Annotated in this window: 17 protein-coding genes and 2 pseudogenes; 7 read left to right on the plus strand and 12 right to left on the minus strand. The window is 61.0% G+C overall.

The annotated features are described in order from the left end of the window. Positions 1-139: 139 nt before the first annotated feature. The 6 genes from KVG91_RS08295 to rplU all read right to left on the minus strand — a co-directional run bounded on the left by KVG91_RS08295 (position 140) and on the right by rplU (position 4,455). Entirely contained in the window at positions 140-622 is a 483-nt protein-coding gene (locus KVG91_RS08295) for a glutathione peroxidase (protein ID WP_169374547.1), read from the minus strand. A gap of 100 nt (positions 623-722) precedes the next feature. After that, positions 723-1,187, minus strand: coding sequence for a CreA family protein (locus KVG91_RS08300; RefSeq protein WP_169374546.1), 465 nt, complete (start codon positions 1,185-1,187; stop codon positions 723-725). A 15-nt stretch (positions 1,188-1,202) separates the two neighbouring features. After that, on the minus strand, positions 1,203-2,321 hold the full coding sequence (proB, locus tag KVG91_RS08305; RefSeq protein ID WP_169374562.1) for a glutamate 5-kinase: 1,119 nt from the start codon (positions 2,319-2,321) through the stop codon (positions 1,203-1,205). Between the two features lie 110 nt (positions 2,322-2,431). Next, on the minus strand, positions 2,432-3,655 hold the full coding sequence (gene cgtA / locus KVG91_RS08310; RefSeq protein WP_076949950.1) for an Obg family GTPase CgtA: 1,224 nt from the start codon (positions 3,653-3,655) through the stop codon (positions 2,432-2,434). Between the two features lie 193 nt (positions 3,656-3,848). Further along, positions 3,849-4,106: a 50S ribosomal protein L27 gene (rpmA, locus tag KVG91_RS08315; protein WP_003176049.1), complete on the minus strand. Its 258-nt coding sequence runs from the start codon at positions 4,104-4,106 to the stop codon at positions 3,849-3,851. Positions 4,107-4,140: 34 nt separating this feature from the next. After that, positions 4,141-4,455, minus strand: a complete 315-nt coding sequence (rplU, locus tag KVG91_RS08320) for a 50S ribosomal protein L21 (RefSeq protein WP_003230856.1) — start codon at positions 4,453-4,455, stop codon at positions 4,141-4,143. A gap of 239 nt (positions 4,456-4,694) precedes the next feature. Between rplU and KVG91_RS08325 the strand changes: the two genes are divergently transcribed. The 3 genes from KVG91_RS08325 to KVG91_RS08335 all read left to right on the plus strand — a co-directional run bounded on the left by KVG91_RS08325 (position 4,695) and on the right by KVG91_RS08335 (position 6,664). Beyond that, on the plus strand, positions 4,695-5,663 hold the full coding sequence (locus KVG91_RS08325; protein WP_169374545.1) for a polyprenyl synthetase family protein: 969 nt from the start codon (positions 4,695-4,697) through the stop codon (positions 5,661-5,663). Positions 5,664-5,908: 245 nt separating this feature from the next. Then, positions 5,909-6,250, plus strand: a complete 342-nt coding sequence (locus KVG91_RS08330) for a zinc ribbon domain-containing protein YjdM (protein ID WP_169374544.1) — start codon at positions 5,909-5,911, stop codon at positions 6,248-6,250. Between the two features lie 156 nt (positions 6,251-6,406). Beyond that, entirely contained in the window at positions 6,407-6,664 is a 258-nt protein-coding gene (locus tag KVG91_RS08335; RefSeq protein ID WP_169374543.1) for a PA4570 family protein, read from the plus strand. Positions 6,665-6,808: 144 nt separating this feature from the next. Here KVG91_RS08335 and KVG91_RS08340 read toward each other — a convergent pair whose 3' ends face one another. Next, positions 6,809-7,426 carry an FKBP-type peptidyl-prolyl cis-trans isomerase gene (locus KVG91_RS08340; RefSeq protein WP_015885846.1) on the minus strand — a complete coding sequence of 206 codons (618 nt, stop codon included), beginning with the start codon at positions 7,424-7,426 and terminating at the stop codon, positions 6,809-6,811. 203 nt (positions 7,427-7,629) lie between these two features. Between KVG91_RS08340 and KVG91_RS08345 the strand changes: the two genes are divergently transcribed. The 3 genes and pseudogenes from KVG91_RS08345 to KVG91_RS27975 all read left to right on the plus strand — a co-directional run. Then, the gene (locus KVG91_RS08345; RefSeq protein WP_169374542.1) at positions 7,630-13,344 is read left to right on the plus strand and encodes a membrane-targeted effector domain-containing toxin; all 5,715 of its coding nucleotides are present in this window, start codon (positions 7,630-7,632) and stop codon (positions 13,342-13,344) included. 168 nt (positions 13,345-13,512) lie between these two features. Further along, positions 13,513-14,577, plus strand: a pseudogene (locus KVG91_RS27970) (methyl-accepting chemotaxis protein); the annotation flags it as partial. Between the two features lie 261 nt (positions 14,578-14,838). Next, positions 14,839-15,432 (plus strand): annotated as a pseudogene (locus KVG91_RS27975) (methyl-accepting chemotaxis protein); the annotation flags it as partial. 627 nt (positions 15,433-16,059) lie between these two features. Here the strand turns inward: KVG91_RS27975 and KVG91_RS08355 are convergent. The 4 genes from KVG91_RS08355 to KVG91_RS08370 are packed head-to-tail and all read right to left on the minus strand — an operon-like array spanning position 16,060 to position 20,160. Beyond that, complete coding sequence (locus KVG91_RS08355; RefSeq protein WP_169374540.1) at positions 16,060-16,428, minus strand: glyoxalase superfamily protein; 369 nt, start codon at positions 16,426-16,428, stop codon at positions 16,060-16,062. A gap of 30 nt (positions 16,429-16,458) precedes the next feature. Then, positions 16,459-17,922 carry an N-acyl-D-amino-acid deacylase family protein gene (locus KVG91_RS08360; protein ID WP_169374539.1) on the minus strand — a complete coding sequence of 488 codons (1,464 nt, stop codon included), beginning with the start codon at positions 17,920-17,922 and terminating at the stop codon, positions 16,459-16,461. Between the two features lies 1 nt (position 17,923). After that, a complete protein-coding gene (locus KVG91_RS08365) occupies positions 17,924-18,784 on the minus strand; it encodes a MurR/RpiR family transcriptional regulator (protein WP_169374538.1) in 861 nt (286 codons plus the stop codon). Between the two features lie 26 nt (positions 18,785-18,810). Beyond that, positions 18,811-20,160: a GntT/GntP/DsdX family permease gene (locus KVG91_RS08370; RefSeq protein ID WP_225926958.1), complete on the minus strand. Its 1,350-nt coding sequence runs from the start codon at positions 20,158-20,160 to the stop codon at positions 18,811-18,813. A gap of 248 nt (positions 20,161-20,408) precedes the next feature. On the opposite strand from KVG91_RS08370, the gene KVG91_RS08375 reads away from it, so the two are divergent. Further along, positions 20,409-20,789 (plus strand): lysozyme inhibitor LprI family protein, encoded by a 381-nt coding sequence (locus KVG91_RS08375; protein WP_169374536.1) that lies wholly within the window; start codon positions 20,409-20,411, stop codon positions 20,787-20,789. Here the strand turns inward: KVG91_RS08375 and KVG91_RS08380 are convergent, their stop codons facing one another. After that, complete coding sequence (locus KVG91_RS08380; protein WP_169374535.1) at positions 20,790-22,235, minus strand: SulP family inorganic anion transporter; 1,446 nt, start codon at positions 22,233-22,235, stop codon at positions 20,790-20,792. Positions 22,236-22,283: the final 48 nt, after the last annotated feature.

The raw sequence follows: 22,283 nt of genomic DNA on the forward strand, positions 1-22,283 counted from the left end.
CCACGGGGAACGGGGTTTATGATGCGGATAATATGCAGGGTGGGGAGCGCCTGGTAGCACTATTGATCTGGGTGATTAAGCGGTAAAAGCGTTGAGGCATTCGGGCTGCTGGGCAGCCCGTCGTCGCGGGGATAGCGATTCAGCTCAGGGCTTTTTCGATGGCCTGGACGATCGAGGGATCTTCCGGTGGGGTGCGCGGCGAAAAGCGCGCCAGGACCCGGCCATCTTTGCCCAGCAGGAATTTCTCGAAGTTCCAGGTGATATCCCCTGGAAACTCGGCGCCCTCGCCTGCCAGCAAGCGGTACAGTTGGTGACGGTCAGGGCCGTTGACCTCAAGCTTGCTGCCCAGGGGGAAAGTCACCCCGTAATTGAGGCTGCAGAATGCCTGGATCTCTTGCTCGGTACCCGGCTCCTGGCCTGCAAATTGATTGCAAGGCAGGCCTAGCACGGTAAACCCCTGGCCCTTGTATTGCTGGTAGAGGTTTTCCAACGCCGCGTATTGCGGGGTCAAGCCACATTTGGAAGCCACGTTGACCACCAGCACCACTTGGCCCTTGAACGGCGCCAGCGGCAGCTCTTGTCCGTCCAAAGCTTTGAGTTTCAGGTCGTGGAAAGCACTCATGACGAACTCCAGATATCCATGTTCTTCGCATTGCGGCGTTTCGAGATTACAACCCGCAAGCCTGCAATCATAGACGCCGATTGCAAAACTCGCCTGCAGGTTACTGAGCGGTCGGCCAGGGCAAAATCGGAATCGCCGTCACGGCGTTCTGCGGGCTGCCTTCGATCAGGCGGTCGCTGTACACCAAATACACCAAGGTATTGCGCTTCTTGTCGAGGAAGCGCACCACCTGCATGGTCTTGAACACCAGGGACGTGCGCTCCTTGAACACTTCGTCGCCATCCTTGAGCTCGCCCTTGAAGCGGATCGGCCCGACCTGGCGGCAGGCAATCGAGGCTTCGGCGCGGTCTTCGGCCAGCCCCAGGCCGCCTTTGACGCCACCGGTCTTGGCGCGCGACAGGTAGCAGGTCACGCCGTCGACCTTGGGGTCATCAAAGGCTTCAACGACGATTCGGTCGTTGGGGCCGACAAACTTGAACACCGTTGAGACCTGGCCGATTTCTTCGGCCGAGGCCAGCAGCGGCATGACCAACAGCAGGCCGAGCAATCCCTTCATTAAACGCATCGTGTCTTCCTTTGGTTAAACCAGGATCAGGTTGTCGCGGTGAACCAGTTCCGGCTCGGCCATGTAACCCAATAGTGCGACAATCGCATCAGACGATTGCCCAATGATTTTCTGCGCTTCAAGGGCACTGTAGTTGGCCAGGCCACGGGCGATCTCGCGACCGTCCGGCGCAACGCACACCACCATCTCGCCACGGCGGAAACTGCCCTGCACCAACTTGACGCCCACCGGCAGCAGGCTCTTGTTGCCCTCGGACAGGGCCGATACCGCGCCTTCGTCAAGCACCAGGGTGCCGCGGGTTTGCAGGTGACCGGCCAGCCATTGCTTGCGCGCCGCGAGCATGCCGCGTTCCGGCGACAACAGGGTGCCGATGCGCTCGCCGGCCTTGAGACGGTCCAGCACGCGCTCAATACGCCCGCCTACAATGATGGTATGGGCACCGGAACGTGCAGCCAGGCGCGCGGCGCGCAGTTTGGTCTGCATGCCGCCACGGCCCAAGGCACCGCCGACGCTGCCGGCCACGGCATCCAGTGCCGGGTCATCGGCGCGGGCTTCGTAGATCAACTGGGCATCCGGGTTGTTGCGCGGATCGGCGTCAAACATGCCGTCGCGGTCAGTGAGGATCACCAGCAGGTCGGCTTCCACCAGGTTGGCCACCAGGGCGGCCAGGGTGTCGTTGTCGCCGAAGCGGATTTCATCGGTGACCACGGTATCGTTTTCGTTGATCACCGGGATGACCTTGAGCTCCACCAGCGCACGCAGAGTGCTGCGGGCGTTGAGGTAGCGCTTGCGGTCGGACAGGTCGTCGTGGGTCAGCAGGATCTGCGCCGTGTGGCGGCCATGCTCGGCAAAGCTGGATTCCCAGGCTTGCACCAGGCCCATCTGGCCGATGGCGGCAGCGGCTTGCAGTTCGTGCATTGCGCTGGGTCGCGCGGTCCAGCCGAGGCGGCTCATGCCGGCGGCAACAGCCCCGGACGAGACCAGCACCAACTCCACACCGGCCTCATGCAAGGCCACCATCTGCTCGACCCAGACGCTCATGGCTGCGCGATCGAGCCCCTTGCCATCGGCCGTCAGCAGCGCACTTCCGATCTTCACGACCCAGCGCTGCGCACCTGTCACTTTGCTCCGCATCATCTTCAACCTTAGATTGAGGGCTGCGCGACCCAGCGCGGCCCATAACGTTATACCCGGATACCAAAACGCCGCTCCAAAGGAGCGGCGTTCAAGTTTATCGCAACGAATCAGTCGCGCACGTAAATGATTTCCGGACCGTCTTCATCATCCACGTCTTCTTCGTCCCACTCATCGTCGCCGATGTCATGGACCGACTTCACGCCGCTGCGGCGCAGGGCACGCTGATCGTCCAGGGCCTGCAGCTGCGCACGGGCTTCGTCTTCGATCTGCTGGTCGAGCTCGGCCAGCTCGGCCTTGAATACCGGGTCGGCCGCCAGGCGGTCGGCACGGTCTTCGAGGTAGCGCATGATGTCGCGGGTCAGGCGCTCGGTGCCTTCTTTGGCGATGGCCGAGATCACGTAGACCGGACCTTCCCACTCCAGGCGGTCGACGATTTCCTTGACGCGCTCCTCGTGCTCTTCTTCGAGGATCTGGTCGCACTTGTTCAGCACCAGCCAGCGATCACGCTCGGCCAGGGCCGGGCTGAATTTGGTCAGTTCGCTGACGATCACTTCGGCGGCGTCCGCAGCGCTGGTGTCATCCAGCGGCGCCATGTCGACGAGGTGCAACAGCAAACGGGTACGCGACAAGTGCTTGAGGAAGCGAATCCCCAGGCCGGCGCCATCGGAAGCCCCTTCGATCAGGCCGGGAATGTCGGCGATCACGAAGCTCTTCCAACGGTCGACGCTGACCACACCCAGGTTTGGCACCAGTGTGGTGAACGGGTAGTCGGCGACTTTCGGCTTGGCCGCCGACACCGAGCGGATGAAGGTACTTTTACCGGCGTTCGGCAGGCCCAGAAGGCCTACGTCGGCGAGTACTTTCATTTCCAGCTTGAGGTCACGCTGCTCGCCGGGCTTGCCGGGGGTCGTCTGGCGTGGCGCACGGTTGGTACTGGACTTGAATCGGGTGTTACCCAGACCGTGCCAGCCGCCCTGCACCACCATCAGCTTCTGGCCGGCCTTGGTCAGGTCGCCGATCACTTCCTGGGTAGCGGAGTCGATAATCGTGGTGCCGACCGGTACGCGCAGCACCATGTCTTCGCCTTTTTTACCGGTACAGTCGGTGCTGCCGCCGTTGGAGCCACGCTCGGCATCGAAGTGCCGGGTGTAACGGTAGTCGACCAGGGTGTTGAGGTTTTCGTCGGCCATCAGGTAGATGGAACCACCGTCACCGCCGTCACCGCCGTTGGGGCCACCGTTTTCAATGAATTTTTCGCGACGGAAACTCATGCAACCGTTACCGCCGTCGCCTGCTTTTACTCGGATGGAAACTTCATCAACGAACTTCATAACAAAACGCCTCTCGCCGCATGGACGAGCTTAAAAAACCAAGACATAAGACTCTTGCAAAAATGAGCGTAGCGACCTCAATCAGCGACCGCAAACCCAGCCCCGGAGCCCATCACAAACAGCTTTGCAAGAGACTCACCCCACAAACGAAAAAGCCCCGTCGCGAGACAGGGCTTTTCCAGCGATCTCGCAGTTAGGCTGCGACAACGCTCACGTAACGGCGGTTGAACGCGCCTTTTACTTCGAACTTGATCACGCCTTCGATTTTCGCGAAGAGGGTGTGATCTTTACCCATGCCTACACCGTAACCGGCGTGGAATTGGGTGCCGCGCTGACGCACGATGATGTTGCCCGGAATGATTTTCTGGCCGCCATACATCTTAACGCCAAGGCGTTTGGCTTCTGAGTCGCGACCGTTACGGGTACTACCACCAGCTTTTTTGTGTGCCATGAGTCAATTCTCCTAGTGAGGAATTAGGCTGAAATTAAGCCTGAATACCGGTGATTTTGATCTCGGTGTACCACTGGCGGTGGCCCATACGCTTCATGTGGTGCTTACGACGACGGAACTTGATGATGCGGATTTTATCGTGACGACCTTGGGAAATCACTTCAGCCACAACGGTAGCGCCAGCGACAACTGGAGCGCCGATGTTCACGTCATCGCCATTGGCGACCAACAGAACGCGATCAAAAGTAACGGATTCGCCGGTAGCGATTTCCAGTTTTTCGATCTTCAGGTATTCACCTGGGGCGACCTTGTATTGCTTGCCACCAGTAACAATTACTGCGTACGACATGGTATTTCTCCGATAATCCTGCTCACCCAGCGCTTTATAAGAAGAGGTATTGGCTGGCATGGCTGCATGGGATGGACGTCCCGAATGCAATTGCGTAAGGCAGGTGCTGCCCAGGAAGTTCAGGGTGCGCGATTGTACGCAAGGCGTTGGCGCGTTGCAAGTGGCCGTCTATCGCGCCTTGACACTGCGGACCCTGGGTCCTAGCATGCCGCGCAACCCTTCTGGAGCGACTGTCGCTGATGCAACCCCAAGCTTTCTACCGCGCGGTCGCGGACGATTTTAGCGCCGTCGACGGCATCATCAAGAAGCAACTGACTTCTAAAGTGCCGCTGGTCTCCAAGATTGGCGACTATATTACCTCGGCGGGCGGTAAACGCCTGCGTCCTTTATTAGTGTTGCTGTGCGGCAAGGCCCTGGGTCGCGAAGGCGATGACCTGCGCCTGCTGGCGGCGACTATCGAATTCCTGCACACCGCCACCCTGCTGCATGACGACGTGGTCGACATGTCCGGCATGCGCCGTGGCCGCGAGACCGCCAATGCCATGTGGGGCAACGCGCCCAGCGTGCTGGTGGGCGACTTCCTGTACTCGCGCTCGTTCGAAATGATGGTTGAACTCGGCTCGATGCCGGTGATGAAGATCCTCTCGCAGGCCACACGCATCATCGCCGAAGGCGAAGTGTTGCAGCTGTCAAAGGTGCGCGACGCCAGCACCACCGAAGAAACCTACATGGAAGTGATTCGCGGCAAAACCGCGATGCTCTTCGAAGCCTCCACACACAGCGCTGCGGCGCTGTGTGGCGCAACGGCCGAACAGGCCGAAGCCCTGCGCACCTTTGGCGATCACCTGGGCGTGGCGTTCCAACTGGTGGACGACCTGCTCGACTACCGTGGCGACGCCGAAACCCTGGGCAAGAACGTCGGTGACGACCTGGCCGAAGGCAAGCCGACCTTGCCGCTGATCTACACCATGCGCGAAGGCACGCCGGAACAGGCCGCCCTGGTGCGCAAGGCGATCCAGAAAGGCGGAATCGAAGACCTGGAGGCCATCCGCGCCGCCGTCGAAGCGTCGGGGTCGCTGGAGTACACGGCGCAACTGGCGCGCGATTATGTAGCCCGTGCGATCAAATGCCTGGACGCCCTTCCGGCCAGCGAATACCGGGATGCCCTGGCTGAACTGAGTGAGTTTGCGGTAGCGCGTACGCACTGATTCTGCGCTGATTAATGTGGGAGCTCATCTTTGTAGTGAGCGGGCTTGTCCCGCGCTGGGCTGCGGCCCTAATAAAGACACCGCCAAGCTCCAGATAAAACCCGGTCGCCTGGTTTGGGGCGGCTTCGCCACCCAGCGCGGGGCGAGCCCGCTCACTACAGGGTTTTACGGCGCCGCCCCCAAATAGGCAATAAACCCTATATAATGTGCGACTTTTTAGCCATCCTGACTCCCAAGGAGCTTTAGTGAGCACGTTGCCACCCTGCCCGAAATGCACTTCCGAATTCACCTACGAAGACGGCACTCAGCTGGTCTGCCCGGAATGCGCCCATGAATGGTCCGCCAACGGCGAGGCCGAAGCGGCCAGCGACGAAACCGTCAAGAAAGACTCTGTGGGCAATGTCCTGCAGGATGGCGACACCATCACCGTGATCAAGGACCTCAAGGTCAAGGGCACCTCCCTGGTCGTCAAGGTAGGCACCAAGGTCAAGAACATCCGCCTGTGCGATGGCGACCACGATATCGATTGCAAGATCGACGGTATCGGCCCGATGAAGCTCAAATCCGAGTTCGTGCGCAAAGTCTGAACCTTGCCTCCATCCCGCGCCCGTCGCGGGATGGCGTTTCGCCCTGTTGTTTGATCGAAAGCACCCCCACCCAGAAAAAAACACAAATCGCCAATAGGCACTTGCTATTCTACGAATAAGAATTATTCTCATTGAAACCCATCAAGGAGAACCCCCATGACTTATTTGATAGATGCCTGGCTGGACCGCCCACACCCTTACCTGCGAATCCTGCACCGGGAAACCGGTGAAGTCTGTGCGGTGCTGGAAGAAGAAGCGCTGAACGAGCTGCAGGACCAGGGCGACCTGGACGTGAATGGCTTGAGTTCAAGTGAACCGGGGGTGCTGAAGGAGGTGGTGCGCAATCTGTTTCTGTTCTGCTATGCCCGAGCGTTGCGCCCGGCGACGGAGCTGCATGGCAAGTTTAATCCATGAGCCACCACGCAAAACCTGAATGCACCCGCTCTGTGTGGGAGCTGGCTTGCCTGCGATAGCATCACCTCGGTCTCATCTTGGACCGAGTCGTCTGCATCGCGGGCAAGCCCGGCTCCCACATAGAACCGGGCGCATCAGCAAATTTTACAGAACGTCGAGCAGCTCGACGTCAAACACCAGAACGCTGTGCGGCGGGATGCTGCCAACACCTTGAGCGCCGTAAGCCAGTTCGCTCGGCACGTACAGGCGCCATTTGCTGCCGGCATTCATCAGTTGCAGGGCTTCGGTCCAGCCGGCGATCACGCCGCCCACCGGGAATTCGGCAGGCTGGCCGCGATCGTAGGAGCTGTCGAACACAGTGCCGTCGATCAGGGTGCCGTGGTAGTGGGTACGCACCTGGTCTTCACGGGTCGGCTTGGCGCCGTCGCCAGCCGTCAGCACTTCGAATTGCAGGCCGGAAGCCAGGGTGGTGATGCCATCACGCTTGGCGTTTTCAGCCAGGAAGGCCAGGCCGGCGCCCGCCGCGGCTTCAGCCTTGGCAGCCGCTTCGGCTTGCATGATTTCGCGGATGACCTTGAAGCTGGCGGCCATTTGCTCTTGGTCAACACGGCTTGGTTTGCCGGCGAACGCGTCGGTCAAGCCAGCCAGGATTGCATCCAGGCTCACGCCCGGCGGCGGGTTGTCGCGCAGTTGGTCGCCCAGTTGGCGGCCAATGCCGTAGCTGACGCGTGTTTCGTCGGTGGACAGATTGACTTCGGACATGCAAACGCTCCGCTGTAGGACAGCACTCGAACCCGCGCGAGGCGGCGTCTTTCGCGCCATCCAGAACTAAAAGGGCGAGCAGACTAGCACACAAGCCCGGCCCTTGATGAGCCCAGGCCGTCCCACTCATACGTATCTACCGCTGGCCGCGCGGCGCAGCGCCCCATGCTGATGATTCCTTTCATCATTACGGGGACGTGCCGATGAGCACACCAACCAACCCTCCTGCCTCGCCCACGCTTGCGCAGATCAAGGCACATTTGCTCGAAATTCATCCGCAGTTATTCAAACCGGCAAGCCCCGCCTCTGTTGTATTGCCGGCCGAGCGAACCGCGCTGGAGCGCATTAATGGCACGCTGGCCAGGATCAATGAAACGTTTCTGACCCAGGCGCGCAGGCTCTATCAGGATCTGGACAGCACCGACCTCAGCCAGACGCAGGGTCAGCAACTGCTCTCACGGCTGAAAACCCAGCTGAACAAGGATTTGCAGACGCTGGACGAAACCAGCACCGTCGAGCGCCAGGCGCGCAAGACCTATTTAACCTTCGACGCCGGCATCACCGCACTTGAAACAGAAACGCGGCTGAATGTCCGCGATTACCTGCTCACCCCCGCGCATCAAAAAATGCTGGAAGATTGCTCTCGTGGCCCGGCCTTTCGGCCAGGCCAATACGCACTCACGTTCAGCTATCAGGACCAGACCGTCACCTTCGCCGGCGCCTTCGTGCTGACGCGCGAGTCCAGCCCCAAGGTGATCGACCTCACGTCGCGAGAGGAGGTGGGTGCCGTGTTGCTGTTCACCCCGTCCCGCGGCCTGGAAGCGTTCGACACCTTGGCCGACCTCGACCAGGCGCTGCACTCGATGATGACGTTGCCCGCAGGGAGGAAAGAGATCGCTGCGCACCTGCCTGTGCGCTATCAACATATGGACGTCGCCGACATATGGCCGCTCGAACTGCAGCTTATCGAAGGCGAGCCCCTGTTCGACCACGTTTATCAGGCCCTGCTCGACAAACGCAGCCTGGACATCGATCTGGCCTTAGGCACCGAAGCCCCCGACGCCGCCGTCCTCAAGACACAGCTCGATAACGCCGTGAAAGCCGCCCTGCCCGACTTGAGCCCGCGCCTGGAGTTCAGGGCCCAGCAACTGCTGGAACACGACTTGTACGCCAGCCTGCCTGACTGGTACCGAACGGCGAGTACAGACCGGCGCGCAACGCTGGCCGAGCATCTGAAGGCTTACAACGAAGCCCGCCGGGACTTTCTCAACGTGTTCGGGCCCGCCGCGACACCCGCCGCATTGGCGCGCCAGCAATGGGCCGAGCATCTGGCCAATGAACTGGATATCCATGACCTGGACCCGGACCTGTTGCACCTGACCACCCGGCGCACTGTGCCCCTGGTCGGCACCTACGAGCACAAACGCACGCTGGTTGACCTGGCCTTGCGAGGCCTGCACACCGGCGACGAATTGCCGGGTTCGACCTTCCTGCAACACACCACGCTGACCTACAACGATGCGCCACTGACCGCGCAGCATGCCGAGCTTACTCCACAAACCGTACTGACCCTGCTGCAGGACCTGCAGCCGCGCGTGGAATTCGCGCTCACCCAAAAGCCCATGCTGGGCGATCCGCACCTCAAGCAGGCGGCGCGCGCATTTTTTGATCAACGCTTGGTTGCACTGGCCTATATCGCCAGCCTGCGGGGTGATCTCACAGCAGCCGATCATCAACTGTTCGAGCAACTGCGCGCCAACACGCACATGCACCTGCGCGCGCAAACCGTGCTGTTGCACGGCGCGCAGCTCAAGGACCTGTGGGTGCTGCGTGAGGAGACACCGCAGGGCCAGGTCAAGCGCATGCTGCTGTGCACACCCGACGCGCCGAAGGCCGTGCACTTTATCGGCTTCGCCAGCGAGCGGGAATGCCAGACGCACATTATCGGCTGGCTGGATGAAAAGAGCCGGTCGGACGGATGCACGATGTGCGATTACGTGCTGGGGCAAGTCCCCCTGCGCTTCCAACCCAGCCTGCAAAACTTTGTGCAACACCTTGGTCTTAAACCCGATGCCCAGGAGCATCTGGAAGTTACGTTTGGCAAAGCCTGCACTTACTCCGACTGCCTGGACGCGACCGTCACCCACCGGCTATCGATGCTGCTGGACGATTACCAGCACGGCTCTCCCGACTGGTACCGTGCCGCCTCGACCACCGACCGCGCACGCTTGGCGAAGCTGGCTGACGATGCTGTTGGCGCAGTGCAGATCTACAGCGCCTGGCCGGATGCCGAGGCGAAATTTCCAGCGTTCAAATCGTACTTGCATGAAAAGGCCAAGCTTGCCCTGAATAAGCTTTTGGACCGCCGCCAAAATGATGTCGACCCGGACACCGTCTTCGCCTACTCGCCCAAACCCCTCGTCGGGCAGTCCGCACCGCCGATGTCCTACACCACGCTGTACCAGGACGGTTACGAGGACGGCATCGGCTTTCTCACCGAGAAGTTTTCCGCTTCCGCCACCTTCCGCGGCCCGGATGACATCGACCTGAGCCAATTGACGCCTCAGAACGTCGCCCGCTCGGTAACAGGAACCTGGGTGGGCGAACGCTACATCGAAGACGTGCGCAAGCGTCTTCAAGCCGAAGACAGCCCAGGCTACGCCAAACGCCGCGACGCCACGTTGAAGATCCAGCAACTGCAGATGGAAAACGCCGCGCTGGAGTCGCGCTTGAAGGGCCATATCGCCAGCGCTGACCTGACCTGGCTGCAAAGCGCTATCGACAGCCTGGCCGACAGTAGCACCGCGACGCGCAATACCTACAAAGTGCACCGCCTGTTCATCAACGGCGACTGGATCATCGGTAACTACCTGTTCAGCCACGCCGACGAACCGGTGCTGCTCTACACCCCGAACGCCCCCGACGGCATCGCGTTCCGCGAGGCCAAACTGTTCAACTATCTGCTGAAAAAGGTCGAAGGCTTTCTCGCCTATTTGTGCAAGCGCGCGCCGCTCCAGTCCCAGAGCCGCATTACCCTGTTCCTGGAAGAGGCGCGCAAGGGCCTGCCCGAGGACATCAATCGCACTACCCCAAGCCCGGCCCGACATGATCCTATCACCCGCGCCACACCGCTCACCGACCTGCGCCACGAGCTCTACAACATGGTTCTGCAACGCAAGATCGATGACGTGCGCGCCACCACCGTCAGCCGTGCTCAGGTGATCAGCGCCATCCTCTGGACCTGCATCGAGTGGGTAACCGCCGTAGCGACCATGCCGATGCCAAGCCTGAGCCTGACGTTGGGCGGCGCATTGGCATTCAAAGACGCAATGCTCGCACTCAATGCCTATCATCAGGGCGACACGGCAGGCGCCCTGAATCATTACCTCGGCTACCTGGCCAACATCGGCGGCGCGCTGCTGTTCGATTTTCGCCCGGCCCTGGCCAGCGCGACCAAAAAGTTGCGCCCGGTTATCAAGACCGGCGAGCAAGCCACGCAACGCGCCGTGGTGGAACAACTGGACAGCCTCGCGCCCGAGGCCATGCAACCGGTGCTGTACGATGGCCAAGCGTTATGGGCGCCCGAAACGCCCGATGCACTGGGCCGTTATCTGCTGTACCGAAAAGACCCGCTCACCGGCCAGTTGCATTCGACAGCGCGCCTGGCCAACCGGAATGTCGACGGTCAATGGGTACGCAGCGGCATGGCGGGTGGAGCCCCTAAATATGAACCGTTGAAGCCAGAGGATACTGCACTGGCGGCCTATGATATGCCGCCCGATCAAGGCAAGAACTTCGGGGCCTTGCTCTATCCTGACTTCACAGCGCTGCAGCGGGACTGGGACGTCGACATCGCGGGGGCGGCCCGGCACAACGCCTATATTCAATCGGCACCGTTGCGTGAGCTCTATGACGACCGCGTGCAAAAGCTGACAGGCGCTGCCGAGCAGTTTTTCAAGGCATTGCCGGCCCCAGCGCCTAAGACCGAACTCCCCGCACTGGCCACCGATACCTCCCACGCAGACCTGCTCAAAACCCTGTTCGGCCGCGACAAGCGCCTGATCATCGGCGCGCCCAATCGCGCCATTGCCAACAAACAGCTGTTGATCGAGCACATGCCCGATCTTGCGGCCCAGGGCCTCAAGCGCATCTACATCGAAAACCTGCCGCGGGATCTGTTCCATCGCAAGCTGAAGATCCTGGGCAATCAGCTTAAGGGAGATAAACCCTGGTCGCTGAAAATCCTCGAATATCATCTGGCTCAAGTCGACCAAGACCTGGGCTTGGCCAAAGATGCGCCCTTCACCTACCGTAAATTGCTGCTCGCAGCGCAGCGGCACAATGTGTTGATCGATGGATTGGACACTGCCGCCTCCTATCACATGGAACACGTGCTGGCCCTGGGTGAAGGCCCGCGTTTCGTGGCGCGCAGCAGCAAATTGCGTAACTTCTACTCCCACAAGGCGATCGAGCAAAACCTGGCCAACGATCCCGACGAAGGCTGGATCGCCCTGGTTGACTCCAATCGTCTGGGTACTTACGAGCAGATAAGGGGACTGGCGGATCTGCAGAACGCGCCGTCGTTGCGCATCGAGGAGGTGGCGCCTGGGCAGCCGGTCGGGGTCTGGCCCGATACCACCACGGCCGCTCAATCCAAGGGGGATTATCGGTTGGCAGTCACCGCTGACAAGGCGGCAGCGCAAGCATCGGGCCCGTCGTCCGCGGCTGTTCCGACCTCGGTGACGCACTACGACGCGTTCGACATTCCACAGAATATACGTGAAGACATCACCTACATGGCAAGCTCACGCAAAGGGCTTGACAGGCATTATGGCTTCGCCAAACCGCATCATGCACAGGCCGACGCTATCTTCAGAAACGTACAGGCCCGATTGCGCGATAGCGCCAAATCGTTTTTCACCGACTTTAAGATGGCCCCTCGGTCGTCACTGGATACGCTGGCTTCGGCAGGCAGCGAGAAGGCGTTTATCGAGCAGCTGTTTAAACACAAAAACGGCCTGGTGATCGGCGAAGCCCATAGTGCGCAGTCGAGCAAAGCGTTCCTGATCGACCATATGAAGGCACTTAAAAAACAAGGCGTGAAAACGCTCTATATGGAACATCTGCTGACGGATATGCACCAGGAGGCGTTGGATACGTTTTATGCCACGTCGAAGATGTCGCCCGCCTTGAAAAACTACCTCGCCACGCAGGATTACGGCCACATGCCTGGGTACAAAGGCCCGCATACCTATACGAAAGTGGTCAAGGTCGCCAACAAACAGGGCATACGCGTTCGCGCGCTCGACTGCACAGCCAGCTATCACGTCAAAGGCTTTGACGAAAAAGTACGCTACGAGATGTTCAGCTACTTTGCCAACGAAGTGATCAAGGCCGATCAGGTGGCGACCGGCCCGCATAAATGGATCGCCTTCATGGGCAGCACGCACACCGATCTGCACCAGGGCGTCCCGGGGTTGGTCGATTTGCAGGATGCCGTGAGCCTTCATGTGCGCGACACCTTCCCTGCACAGGCCAGCCCGCTGAAGGTGGGCGGCTGGCAGTCGGCTAAGCGGGGGATTATGGGTGGCGAAGTGGCGCTGCGCAGCGACTTCGTGTTGAACGTCGGCATTCCTGGCTGGCGTGTAGCCGTTGATATCAACCCACCAACCCGCGCCAAGCTCAAACGCCCAGGCGAGTATTTCATCGAGCGCACCGGGGATGGTGAGGTCAACCTGGTGCACCGGTCACGTAGCCAGGAGATCGTCACCACGCCGATCAGCATCGACGACAGCGGCCGATACCATATCGATCGCTGGGATGCCGTCAAAGGTAAGCGCTTCTACGATCTGGAAAAGATGCTTGATGCGCTCCAGCAACCGGATCCAGATGGGGCGGGCCTGACACGACTCACCTGACCGGTCCCCAGACCCCGCCAGGCCGGCGGGGTCTGGACCCTAAGTGCGGCGCCGCGCAAAAAACCACTTCAGCTTCCCGCCCTGGCGCCGATACAGCCCTACACATCTTGGCTGGTTTCAAATAACAACACCTTCCAGCGGACAGACATCACTCTCAAGGAGCATTCGATGAATAGCTGGTTTGGTAACATCAGCGTCAACCTCAAACTTGGCCTGGGCTTTGGCCTGGTGCTGGTTCTCACCTCGATTCTGGCCTTCACCGGCTGGACCAGCCTGGGCGGCCTGATCGACCGCAGCAACTGGATGAGCGACATCACCCAGCTCAATGCGTCCCTGACCAAGCTGCGCGTCGTGCGCCTGCAGTACATGCTGGCCAATGGCGACGAGGCCGTGGCGCAGAACGTCCAGACCAATCTGGACGTCTTTGCCGCCCAGCAACAGAAGCTGCTCGACAGCTTCAAGAGCCCGGAAAACCGCAAGCTGCTCACCGAGCAGAAAGCGATCATTACTGCCTACCAACAATCTTTGAACAAAATGCGCGAGGCCTACCGTAACGGCAACGCCTCCCGCCAAGTGATGGGCGACAAAGCTGACATCGCCAATGCTCAGATCGAAGCGCTGGACGCCAGCGTGCAACAGATGCCTGACAGCCCGGAGCGCTTCACCCAGTACCAGGCGGTGACAAAAGCCAAGGGCGAGTTCCAGTTGGCCCGCTACGAAGTGCGCGGATACATCAACACGGTCAACGCAGAAACCGAAGGCCGCGCCGCGGCACAGATCGACAACGCCATCAATGCGTTAAAAAGCCTTGGCGCCGTGTTTGGTGTCAGCCAGCAAAGCGCGCTTGGCGCCCTGGAAACCGCTTTGGGCGCGTACCGCACGGCTGTGCAGAACTACAAGGCAGCCAACGCCAACATCGTCGCCGCTCGCGCTGAAATGACCTCCCAAGGCGCTGATATCGTCACCATCAGCGACAAGCTCTACGAGATCCAGCTCACCCGTCGCGACGCTGAAAGCGCTCAGGCACGCAGCCTGCAACTGATCAGCACCCTGTTGGCCCTGTTGGTCGGTGTCATCGCCGCCTGGGTCATCACTCGCCAGATCACCCGTCCGCTGCAAGAAACCCTGGCGGTGGTTGAACGCATTGCTTCAGGCGATCTGAGCCACAACATCCAGGTCACCCGCCGCGACGAACTGGGCGTGCTGCAACAAGGCATCCAGCGCATGGGCACCACCTTGCGTGAGCTGATCAGCGGTATTCGTGACGGCGTGACCCAGATCGCCAGCGCCGCCGAAGAGTTGTCGGCCGTGACCGAGCAGACCAGCGCCGGCGTCAACAGCCAGAAGATCGAGACCGATCAGGTCGCCACGGCCATGCACGAAATGACCGCCACCGTGCAAGAAGTGGCGCGCAACGCCGAACAGGCTTCACTGGCCGCCGCCGACGCCGATGGCCAAGCCCGCGCAGGCGACAAAGTGGTGGCTGAAGCCATCGCCCAAATCGAACGCCTGGCCGCTGAAGTGGCGCGCTCCACCGACGCCATGGCGCACCTGCAACAAGAGAGCAACAAGATCGGCAGCGTGATGGACGTGATCAAGGCCGTGGCCGAACAAACCAACCTGCTGGCGCTCAACGCGGCGATTGAAGCGGCGCGAGCCGGTGAAGCCGGCCGTGGGTTTGCCGTGGTGGCCGACGAAGTGCGGGGCCTGGCCCAGCGCACGCAGAAATCCACCGAAGAAATCGAAGGCCTGGTGGCCGGCTTGCAGAACGGCACCCAGCAAGTGGCCAACGTGATGAACAACAGCCGCAGCCTCACCGACAGCAGTGTCGAGCTGACGCGCAAGGCCGGTGTGTCGCTGGAAAACATCACACGTACCGTGTCGAATATCCAGTCGATGAACCAGCAGATCGCCGCCGCCGCCGAGCAGCAAAGCGCCGTAGCCGAAGAGATCAGCCGCAGCATTGTGAATGTGCGTGATGTGTCCGAGCAGACCGCCACGGCGAGTGACGAGACGGCCAAGTCGAGTGTGGAACTGGCGCGCCTGGGCAGCCAGTTGCAGCAGATGGTCAGTCATTTCCGGGTGTAAGAAAGCAAAAAGCCGCCTCGGGATTAACCGAGGCGGCTCCACCTCTCAGACCTTAACGGTCATCGAAGCTGTCCCGCAGGAACTTCCATACGTGATAAGCACGCAGGCAGTTCACTACGAGGTTTCATGTATGTCGTGCAAACTTAGACATACTCGGCCCTCCGTGAGTTGGGCCTTACCTCCAGCGCACTTACCGGAACACGTGAGCCTTCGGATGCACGTCAGTGCTCCTGTGAGGCGGCTGGGTTTATGGTCCTCCCGCATGGATCCGGCACGGGTTGCAAGCCCGTGGCGGTCGGTCCAAAAATGTGCGCGCGAACCCAACCAACCTGCATCACGACGAACGCAGAACGAGGGCGATATTAGCTCAGCCCCGGCTCCAAGATGTGACAGACAAAGGCCGATTACTCCTTGAGTTGTTGCCATATCTTGCAGTCGTTACCAATAAGCTTCCGACGCTTTAGCATGTACTACTCAATCATTTTAAGGTCTTGCATGAGCCCCCGAAGCAGCAGTAGTATTGCGCTCACGTCAGTGCTCCTGTGAGAGCGCAACCCCAGCCGCAAACTGGGGTTGCAATAAAAAACCGCCCTATCCGGGCGGTTTTTTATTGCCTGCGCTTTACCCTCAGCCCTCACCTTCCTCGACAAACACCACCCGATTCCCAAACGGATCCTTGATGCTCATCTCACGCGAGCCCCACGGCGTTGCTTCAACCTCCGGCTTGGCATAACGGTAATCTTTACCCAGCAATTGCTGCCGGTACGCGTCCACGCCTGGCGCCTGGATCCGCACTGCCGCGCCCGGCGACGCATCGCCATGGTGCTCGGACAAATGCAGCACGCACTCACCCAACGACACCTGCAGATACAGCGGAAAATTGGCCTCGAACCGATGCTGCCAATCGACCTTGAACCCAAGGAAATCGACGTAGAATTCCAACGCTTTGGTCTCGTCGAAAATCCGCAGGATGGGGGTGACTTTTCCTAAGTGCATGGCAACTGCTCCGTGTATGAGATGGCCCCACTATAAAGATGAAAACCCGCCACGCAAATCCCCGCTGCGTGCCAGGAACCGGCCCGGTCGCTGACCATTGGCCTGCCCATCGCGGTAGCTCAGCACGCCATTGACCCACACCCCGTCAATGCCCTCTGCCGCACGCTGCGGTTCCTTGAAGTCCGCCACATCGCGCACGCGCAGAGGGTCGAACAACACCAGGTCCGCCCAGTACCCTTCGCGAATTTCGCCTCGCTGCGCCAGGCCAAAACGCGCCGCCGACAGGCCGGTCATCTTGTGCACGGCGGTATGCAGCGGGAACAACCCGACATCGCGACTGAAATGCCCCAGGACCCGTGGAAACGCGCCCCACAAACGCGGGTGCGGGAACGGGTCTTCAGGCAGCCCGTCGGAACCCACCATCGACAGCGGATGCGCGAGGATACGCCGCACATCCGCTTCGTCCATTCCGTAATACACCGCCCCCGCCGGTTGCAGCCGACGCGCTGCCTCCATCAGCGAAACGTTCCAGTCGCCCGCGATAGCCTGCAAGTCGCACCCGCCCATGTCCGGGTGCGGCGTCGACCAGGTGATGGTGATACGGAACGCATCGGTGACTTGCTTGAGGTCCAGGGTCGAAGAACTGGCGGCATAGGGATAACAATCGCAGCCCACCGGGTGGGTTTGCGCCGCCCGTTCCAGCGCAGCCAGCAGCTGCGGACTGCGCCCCCAGTTTCCCGCGCCCGCACACTTGAGGTGGGAAATGATAACCGGCGCCTGGGCATGCCGACCGATCTGGAAGGCTTCGTCCATCGCCTCCAGCACCGGTTCGAATTCGCTGCGCAGATGCGTGGTGTACACCGCGCCGAAAGCCGTCAACTCTTCGCTCAGTTGCAGCACCTCGTCGGTCTCGGCGTTGAACGCACTGGCGTAGGCCAGGCCTGTGGATAAACCGAGGGCGCCAGCGGCGAGGCTTTCCTGTAACTGCACGCGCATAGCGGCGATTTCAGCCGGCGTGGCGGTGCGGTGCAGATCGTCCATATGGTTGCTGCGCAATGCCGTGTGGCCGATCAAGGCTGCCACGTTCACCGCAGGATGGGCGCTTTCCACCGCGGCGCGGTAGTCGGCAAACCGCGGATACACAAACGCTTCCCGCTGGCCCAGCAGGTTCATCGGGTCTGGCGGATCACTTCGCAGGCTCACCGGCGAGGCGCTGATGCCGCAGTTGCCGACGATCACCGTGGTCACGCCCTGGCTGAGCTTGGGCAGCATCTGCGGGTGACGGATCACCACGGTGTCATCGTGGGTGTGCACATCGATGAACCCCGGTGCCAATACGCGGCCGGCGGCATCGATCTCTTGCTCGGCAGCGGCCATGGATAAATCGCCGATCGTTGCGATGCGACCGTCGCGCAGCCCCACATCGGCCAGGTAGCCGGGGGTGTTGCTGCCATCGATGACCCGCGCCTGGCGAATCAGCGTGTCGTATTTCATATCAGTCTCCGAGCGGCAGGCTGTCAGGGCCGCCGCGATAATCGTCGAGGGCCAGCTTGATGCGGCGCAGGCGTTCCTGGTTGGCGTCCGGCAGGGCCAGCGCCAGCTCGGTGGCGAGCAGGTCAATGGCCAGCAACATGCCGTAGCGCGCCGCCGTGGGTTTGTAGATAAAACTGGTTTCGGCCGGTTGCAGTGGCAGCACGACATTTGCCAACCGGGCCAAGGGCGAACCGGCCAGGGTGATGGAGACAACGCGCGCGTCGTAGTTGCGCGCCAGCTCCACCACGTCCAGCAGCTCGGGCGTGAGGCCGGTCAAGGAACACACAATGAGCGCATGTTCCGGGCCCAGGGTCGCCGCCGTGATACGCATCATCACCGGGTCATGGCAGGCGGCGATCGGATAGCCCAGGCGCACCAGGCGCACTTGCAACTCATCGCTGCACAGGCTCGACGGACCGCCCATGCCGAACGCGTGAATCATCCGCGCCTTGCCCAACAGGCTGACCGCATCGACGAAGCTCGTTTGGTTGAAACCCGACAGGTGCTGACGCAACGTCGCCTCGATATCACCCAGGATCTGCCGATGAAACGCCGACTGTTCCGGCAACCCCGCCGGGTCGAGGAAGCGACTGCCCACGCCACTGGCCTGGGCCAATTGCAGGCGCAGATCGCGCAAATCGCGGCACCCGACGCTGCGCGCAAAGCGCGATAAGGTCGCGGTGCTGACCTCGGCCCGTTGGGACAACGCTTCCAGGCTGGCCGACGCGGCAAAGCCCACGTCATCGAGCATCAGCCTGGCGATACGCCCCTCCCCTGCGCTGAAGGAATCCTGGCGGGCGCGAATCTGGTAGAGGATGTCCATGGGGTCTCCGGGTTACTAAACAGGGCTCATAACAACAGTGAAAGGCCGTAGGTCAGACCGAAGGCGACCAGTGAAATCAGCGTCTCCAACACGGTCCAGGTCTTGAAGGTCTGGATCACCGTCATATTGAAGTATTCCTTGATCAGCCAGAAGCCGCCGTCGTTGACGTGGGAAAAGATCACCGAGCCCGCACCGGTGGCCAGCACCAGCAATTCCGGGTGTGGATAACCCAGACCCATGGCCACCGGCGCCACCACGCCGGACGCGGTGGTCATGGCAACGGTGGCCGAGCCTGTGGCAATGCGCATCAACGCGGCGAACAGCCACCCCATCACCAGCGGCGACAGGTGAAACGCATGGGCCAGGCCGAGGATCTCGTGGGTCACGCCCGCGTCCACCAGTATGCGGTTCAACCCACCGCCCGCGCCCACCAACAAGGTGATGCTGGCCGTCGGCGCCAGGCATTCATTGGTGAACTTGAGGATCGACTCGCGGTTGAAACCCTGGGCGATCCCCAAGGTCCAGAAGCTGACCAATGTCGCCACCAGCAGCGCGATCACCGAGTTGCCGATGAACAACAGGAACTGGTTGAACGCCGTGCCGGGCGTTGCGATCACGTTGGCCCAACCGCCGATCATCATCAACACCACCGGCAACAGGATGGTGCCCATGGTCAGTGCGAAGCTGGGCAAACGGGTGCGCGGCTCGCGCTCGATGAACTGGCGCTCCAGCGGGTTTTCCGCCGGCAACTGGATACGCGGCACGATGAACTTGGCATACAGGGGGCCGGCGATGATGGCCGTGGGAATACCGATCAGGATCGCATACAGCACGGTCTGCCCCACCGACGCATTATAGGCCAGCACCGCCATCATCGCCGCCGGGTGTGGCGGCACCAGCGCATGCACCACCGACAAGCCGGCGACCATCGGCAAGCCGACCATCAAGATTGAAACGCCTACACGCCGCGCCACGGTAAAGGCGATCGGCACCAGCAACACAAAACCGACTTCGAAAAACAGCGGCAGCCCCACCAGGAACGCGATGCACACCATCGCCCAATGGGCATTGCGCTCGCCGAATCGGTTGATCAGCGTGCGCGCCACCTGCTCGGCACCGCCGGATTCGGCCATCATCTTGCCGAGCATGGTGCCCAGCGCGACGACCAGAGCGATGTGCCCCAAGGTTTTACCGACGCCCGCCTCATAGGAGCCCATGATGGTATCCGCCGGCATCCCGGCCGTCAGCGCCAGGCCGATGGACACCAGGGTGATGACGATAAACGGGTTGAGCCGGTAACGTGCAATCAGCACGATCAAAGCAATGATGGCGATGGCAGCGTATGCCAATAGCCCGAAGCCCAGTGATGCGGCCATGCGGTACTCCTCGGAAAGGGTCACGTCAGATGTGTTGTGAAACTCATAAATCATTACCGAGGTGTATTTTCAATTTTAATGAAAGTAAGTTTCGCCCACAGGTAAGCGCTGTCGCATTGGGATATGCCCAACACCCGTCGATGAAAGTTCAGGGAGCGTTCTTACACGAAGATCAGACCAGGCTGGAAACTCACCGCACGCGGTCGGGGTCTTAGCCTGCACATTCATTGACGCCAGGAAAATCGACCATGAAACACACGACACTTGCCGCCGGCGCCCTGTTGCTGTCCCTGTGCGGCACCGCCGCCGCAGCCGACACCCCGGCGCTGAAAAAATGCATGGACGGCGCCAGCACGACCGCAGACATGGTCGGTTGCAACGTCAAGGAAGCCAAGGTGCAAGACGCACGCCTGAACAAAGCTTACAAGGCCGCCCTCGCCGCCCAGGAAGGCAACCGCAGGCAGCAATTGCAAGACGTGCAGCGCCTGTGGATAAAGTACCGCGATGCCAATTGCGGCTTCATCGGTTCGGCCACCGGCGGCACCATCGATCAGGTCAACGGCTCCGGTTGCGTGCTGGACATGACCCAGGCACGCGCCCAGGCGTTGGAAAACCTTGTCGGGCCTTGATCAGTCGTGATGCACCCGCGCACGCTTGAGCAACTTCTTGCAGCGCTCCGACAGATGCAACACCCGCAGGTGCTTGCCGGCTTTGGCGTAGCGCTCACGCAAGGTCATCAGCGCGGCAATCGCCGAGTAGTCGACAAAGCTCAGGTGACGGCAATCCAGCGTCACCTGGGCCGGGTCGTTGGCCGGGTCGAATTGGTTCAGGAACGGCGTAGTCGAGGCAAAGAACAAGGTACCGTGCAGGCGATAGAGCTTGCTGCCATCGGCTTCCAGGTGCTCATCGGCATACAGTTCGCGCGCTTGCTGCCAGGCAAAGTTCAGCGCCGCAATCACAATCCCGCACAGCACAGCGGTGGCCAGGTCGGTAAAGACGGTGATCACCGTCACCGCAATGATCACCAGCACATCATTGAGCGGCACCTTGTTGATCACCCGCAACGACGCCCAGGCGAAGGTCTGCTGCGACACCACGAACATCACCCCGACCAGCGCCGCCAGCGGAATGCGCTCGATCAGCGGTGACAGAAACAGAATGAACAGCAGGATCATCACTCCGGCAAATACCCCGGAGAAACGCCCGCGTCCGCCGGAGCTGAGGTTGATCACGGTTTGCCCGATCATCGCGCAACCGCCCATGCCGCCGAACAGGCCCGAGACCATATTCGCTGCGCCCAAGGCCACACTTTCGCGGTCGGGGTAGCCACGGGTTTCGGTGATTTCGTCGGTGAGGTTCAGGGTCAGCAGGGTTTCCAGCAGACCGACCATGGCCATCAGGAAGGCGTAGGGCGCGATGATGCCGAGGGTTTCCAGGGTCCAGGGGATCTGCGGCAACGCAAAGGTCGGCAGGCCGCCGGCGATGTGGGCCATGTCGCCGAGAGTGCGGGTCGGCAAACCGAGCAGATAGACCGCCAGGCCCACGCCAAGGATCGCCACCAGCGCGGGCGGCACGGCGCGCGTGATACGCGGCAACAGGTAGACGATGGCCATGGTCACCAGCACCAGGCCGGTCATTACGTACAGCGGTGTGCCGCTGAGCCAGCGTTCGCCGTTCTTGAAATGCTCAAGCTGCGCCAGCGCAATGATGATCGCCAGGCCGTTGACGAACCCCAGCATCACCGGGTGCGGCACCATGCGCACCAGTTTGCCCAGGCGCAGCAGGCCGAACGCGACCATGATCAGCCCGCCCAGCAGCACCGTGGCCAGCAGATATTCCACACCGTGTTGCACCACCAACGCCACGATCACCACCGCCATGGAGCCTGCCGCACCGGAGACCATACCGGGGCGCCCGCCGAATAAGGCGGTCAGTGTGCAGATGATAAAGGCGCCATAGAGCCCCATCAGCGGGTTGAGGTGAGCCACCAGGGCAAAGGCGATGCACTCGGGCAGCAACGCAAAGGAAGTGGTGAGGCCGGCCAGGGCATCGGCGCGCAGACGGGTGAGGTTCATGAGGTACCAGGGTCGTGCGGGGGATAAGGCGGGGAATGGTACGGAATT

Origin of the sequence: Pseudomonas azadiae (assembly GCF_019145355.1) — a bacterium.
GTDB lineage: Bacteria > Pseudomonadota > Gammaproteobacteria > Pseudomonadales > Pseudomonadaceae > Aquipseudomonas > Aquipseudomonas azadiae.

Coding starts and splice junctions, on each gene's coding strand:
- KVG91_RS08295 (WP_169374547.1), bottom strand. CDS start 622: ATGAGTGCTTTCCACGACCTGAAACTCAAAGCTTTGGACGGACAAGAG.
- KVG91_RS08300 (WP_169374546.1), bottom strand. CDS start 1,187: ATGCGTTTAATGAAGGGATTGCTCGGCCTGCTGTTGGTCATGCCGCTG.
- proB (WP_169374562.1), bottom strand. CDS start 2,321: ATGCGGAGCAAAGTGACAGGTGCGCAGCGCTGGGTCGTGAAGATCGGA.
- cgtA (WP_076949950.1), bottom strand. CDS start 3,655: ATGAAGTTCGTTGATGAAGTTTCCATCCGAGTAAAAGCAGGCGACGGC.
- rpmA (WP_003176049.1), bottom strand. CDS start 4,106: ATGGCACACAAAAAAGCTGGTGGTAGTACCCGTAACGGTCGCGACTCA.
- rplU (WP_003230856.1), bottom strand. CDS start 4,455: ATGTCGTACGCAGTAATTGTTACTGGTGGCAAGCAATACAAGGTCGCC.
- KVG91_RS08325 (WP_169374545.1), top strand. CDS start 4,695: ATGCAACCCCAAGCTTTCTACCGCGCGGTCGCGGACGATTTTAGCGCC.
- KVG91_RS08335 (WP_169374543.1), top strand. CDS start 6,407: ATGACTTATTTGATAGATGCCTGGCTGGACCGCCCACACCCTTACCTG.
- KVG91_RS08340 (WP_015885846.1), bottom strand. CDS start 7,426: ATGTCCGAAGTCAATCTGTCCACCGACGAAACACGCGTCAGCTACGGC.
- KVG91_RS08345 (WP_169374542.1), top strand. CDS start 7,630: ATGAGCACACCAACCAACCCTCCTGCCTCGCCCACGCTTGCGCAGATC.
- KVG91_RS08355 (WP_169374540.1), bottom strand. CDS start 16,428: ATGCACTTAGGAAAAGTCACCCCCATCCTGCGGATTTTCGACGAGACC.
- KVG91_RS08360 (WP_169374539.1), bottom strand. CDS start 17,922: ATGAAATACGACACGCTGATTCGCCAGGCGCGGGTCATCGATGGCAGC.
- KVG91_RS08365 (WP_169374538.1), bottom strand. CDS start 18,784: ATGGACATCCTCTACCAGATTCGCGCCCGCCAGGATTCCTTCAGCGCA.
- KVG91_RS08370 (WP_225926958.1), bottom strand. CDS start 20,160: ATGGCCGCATCACTGGGCTTCGGGCTATTGGCATACGCTGCCATCGCC.
- KVG91_RS08375 (WP_169374536.1), top strand. CDS start 20,409: ATGAAACACACGACACTTGCCGCCGGCGCCCTGTTGCTGTCCCTGTGC.
- KVG91_RS08380 (WP_169374535.1), bottom strand. CDS start 22,235: ATGAACCTCACCCGTCTGCGCGCCGATGCCCTGGCCGGCCTCACCACT.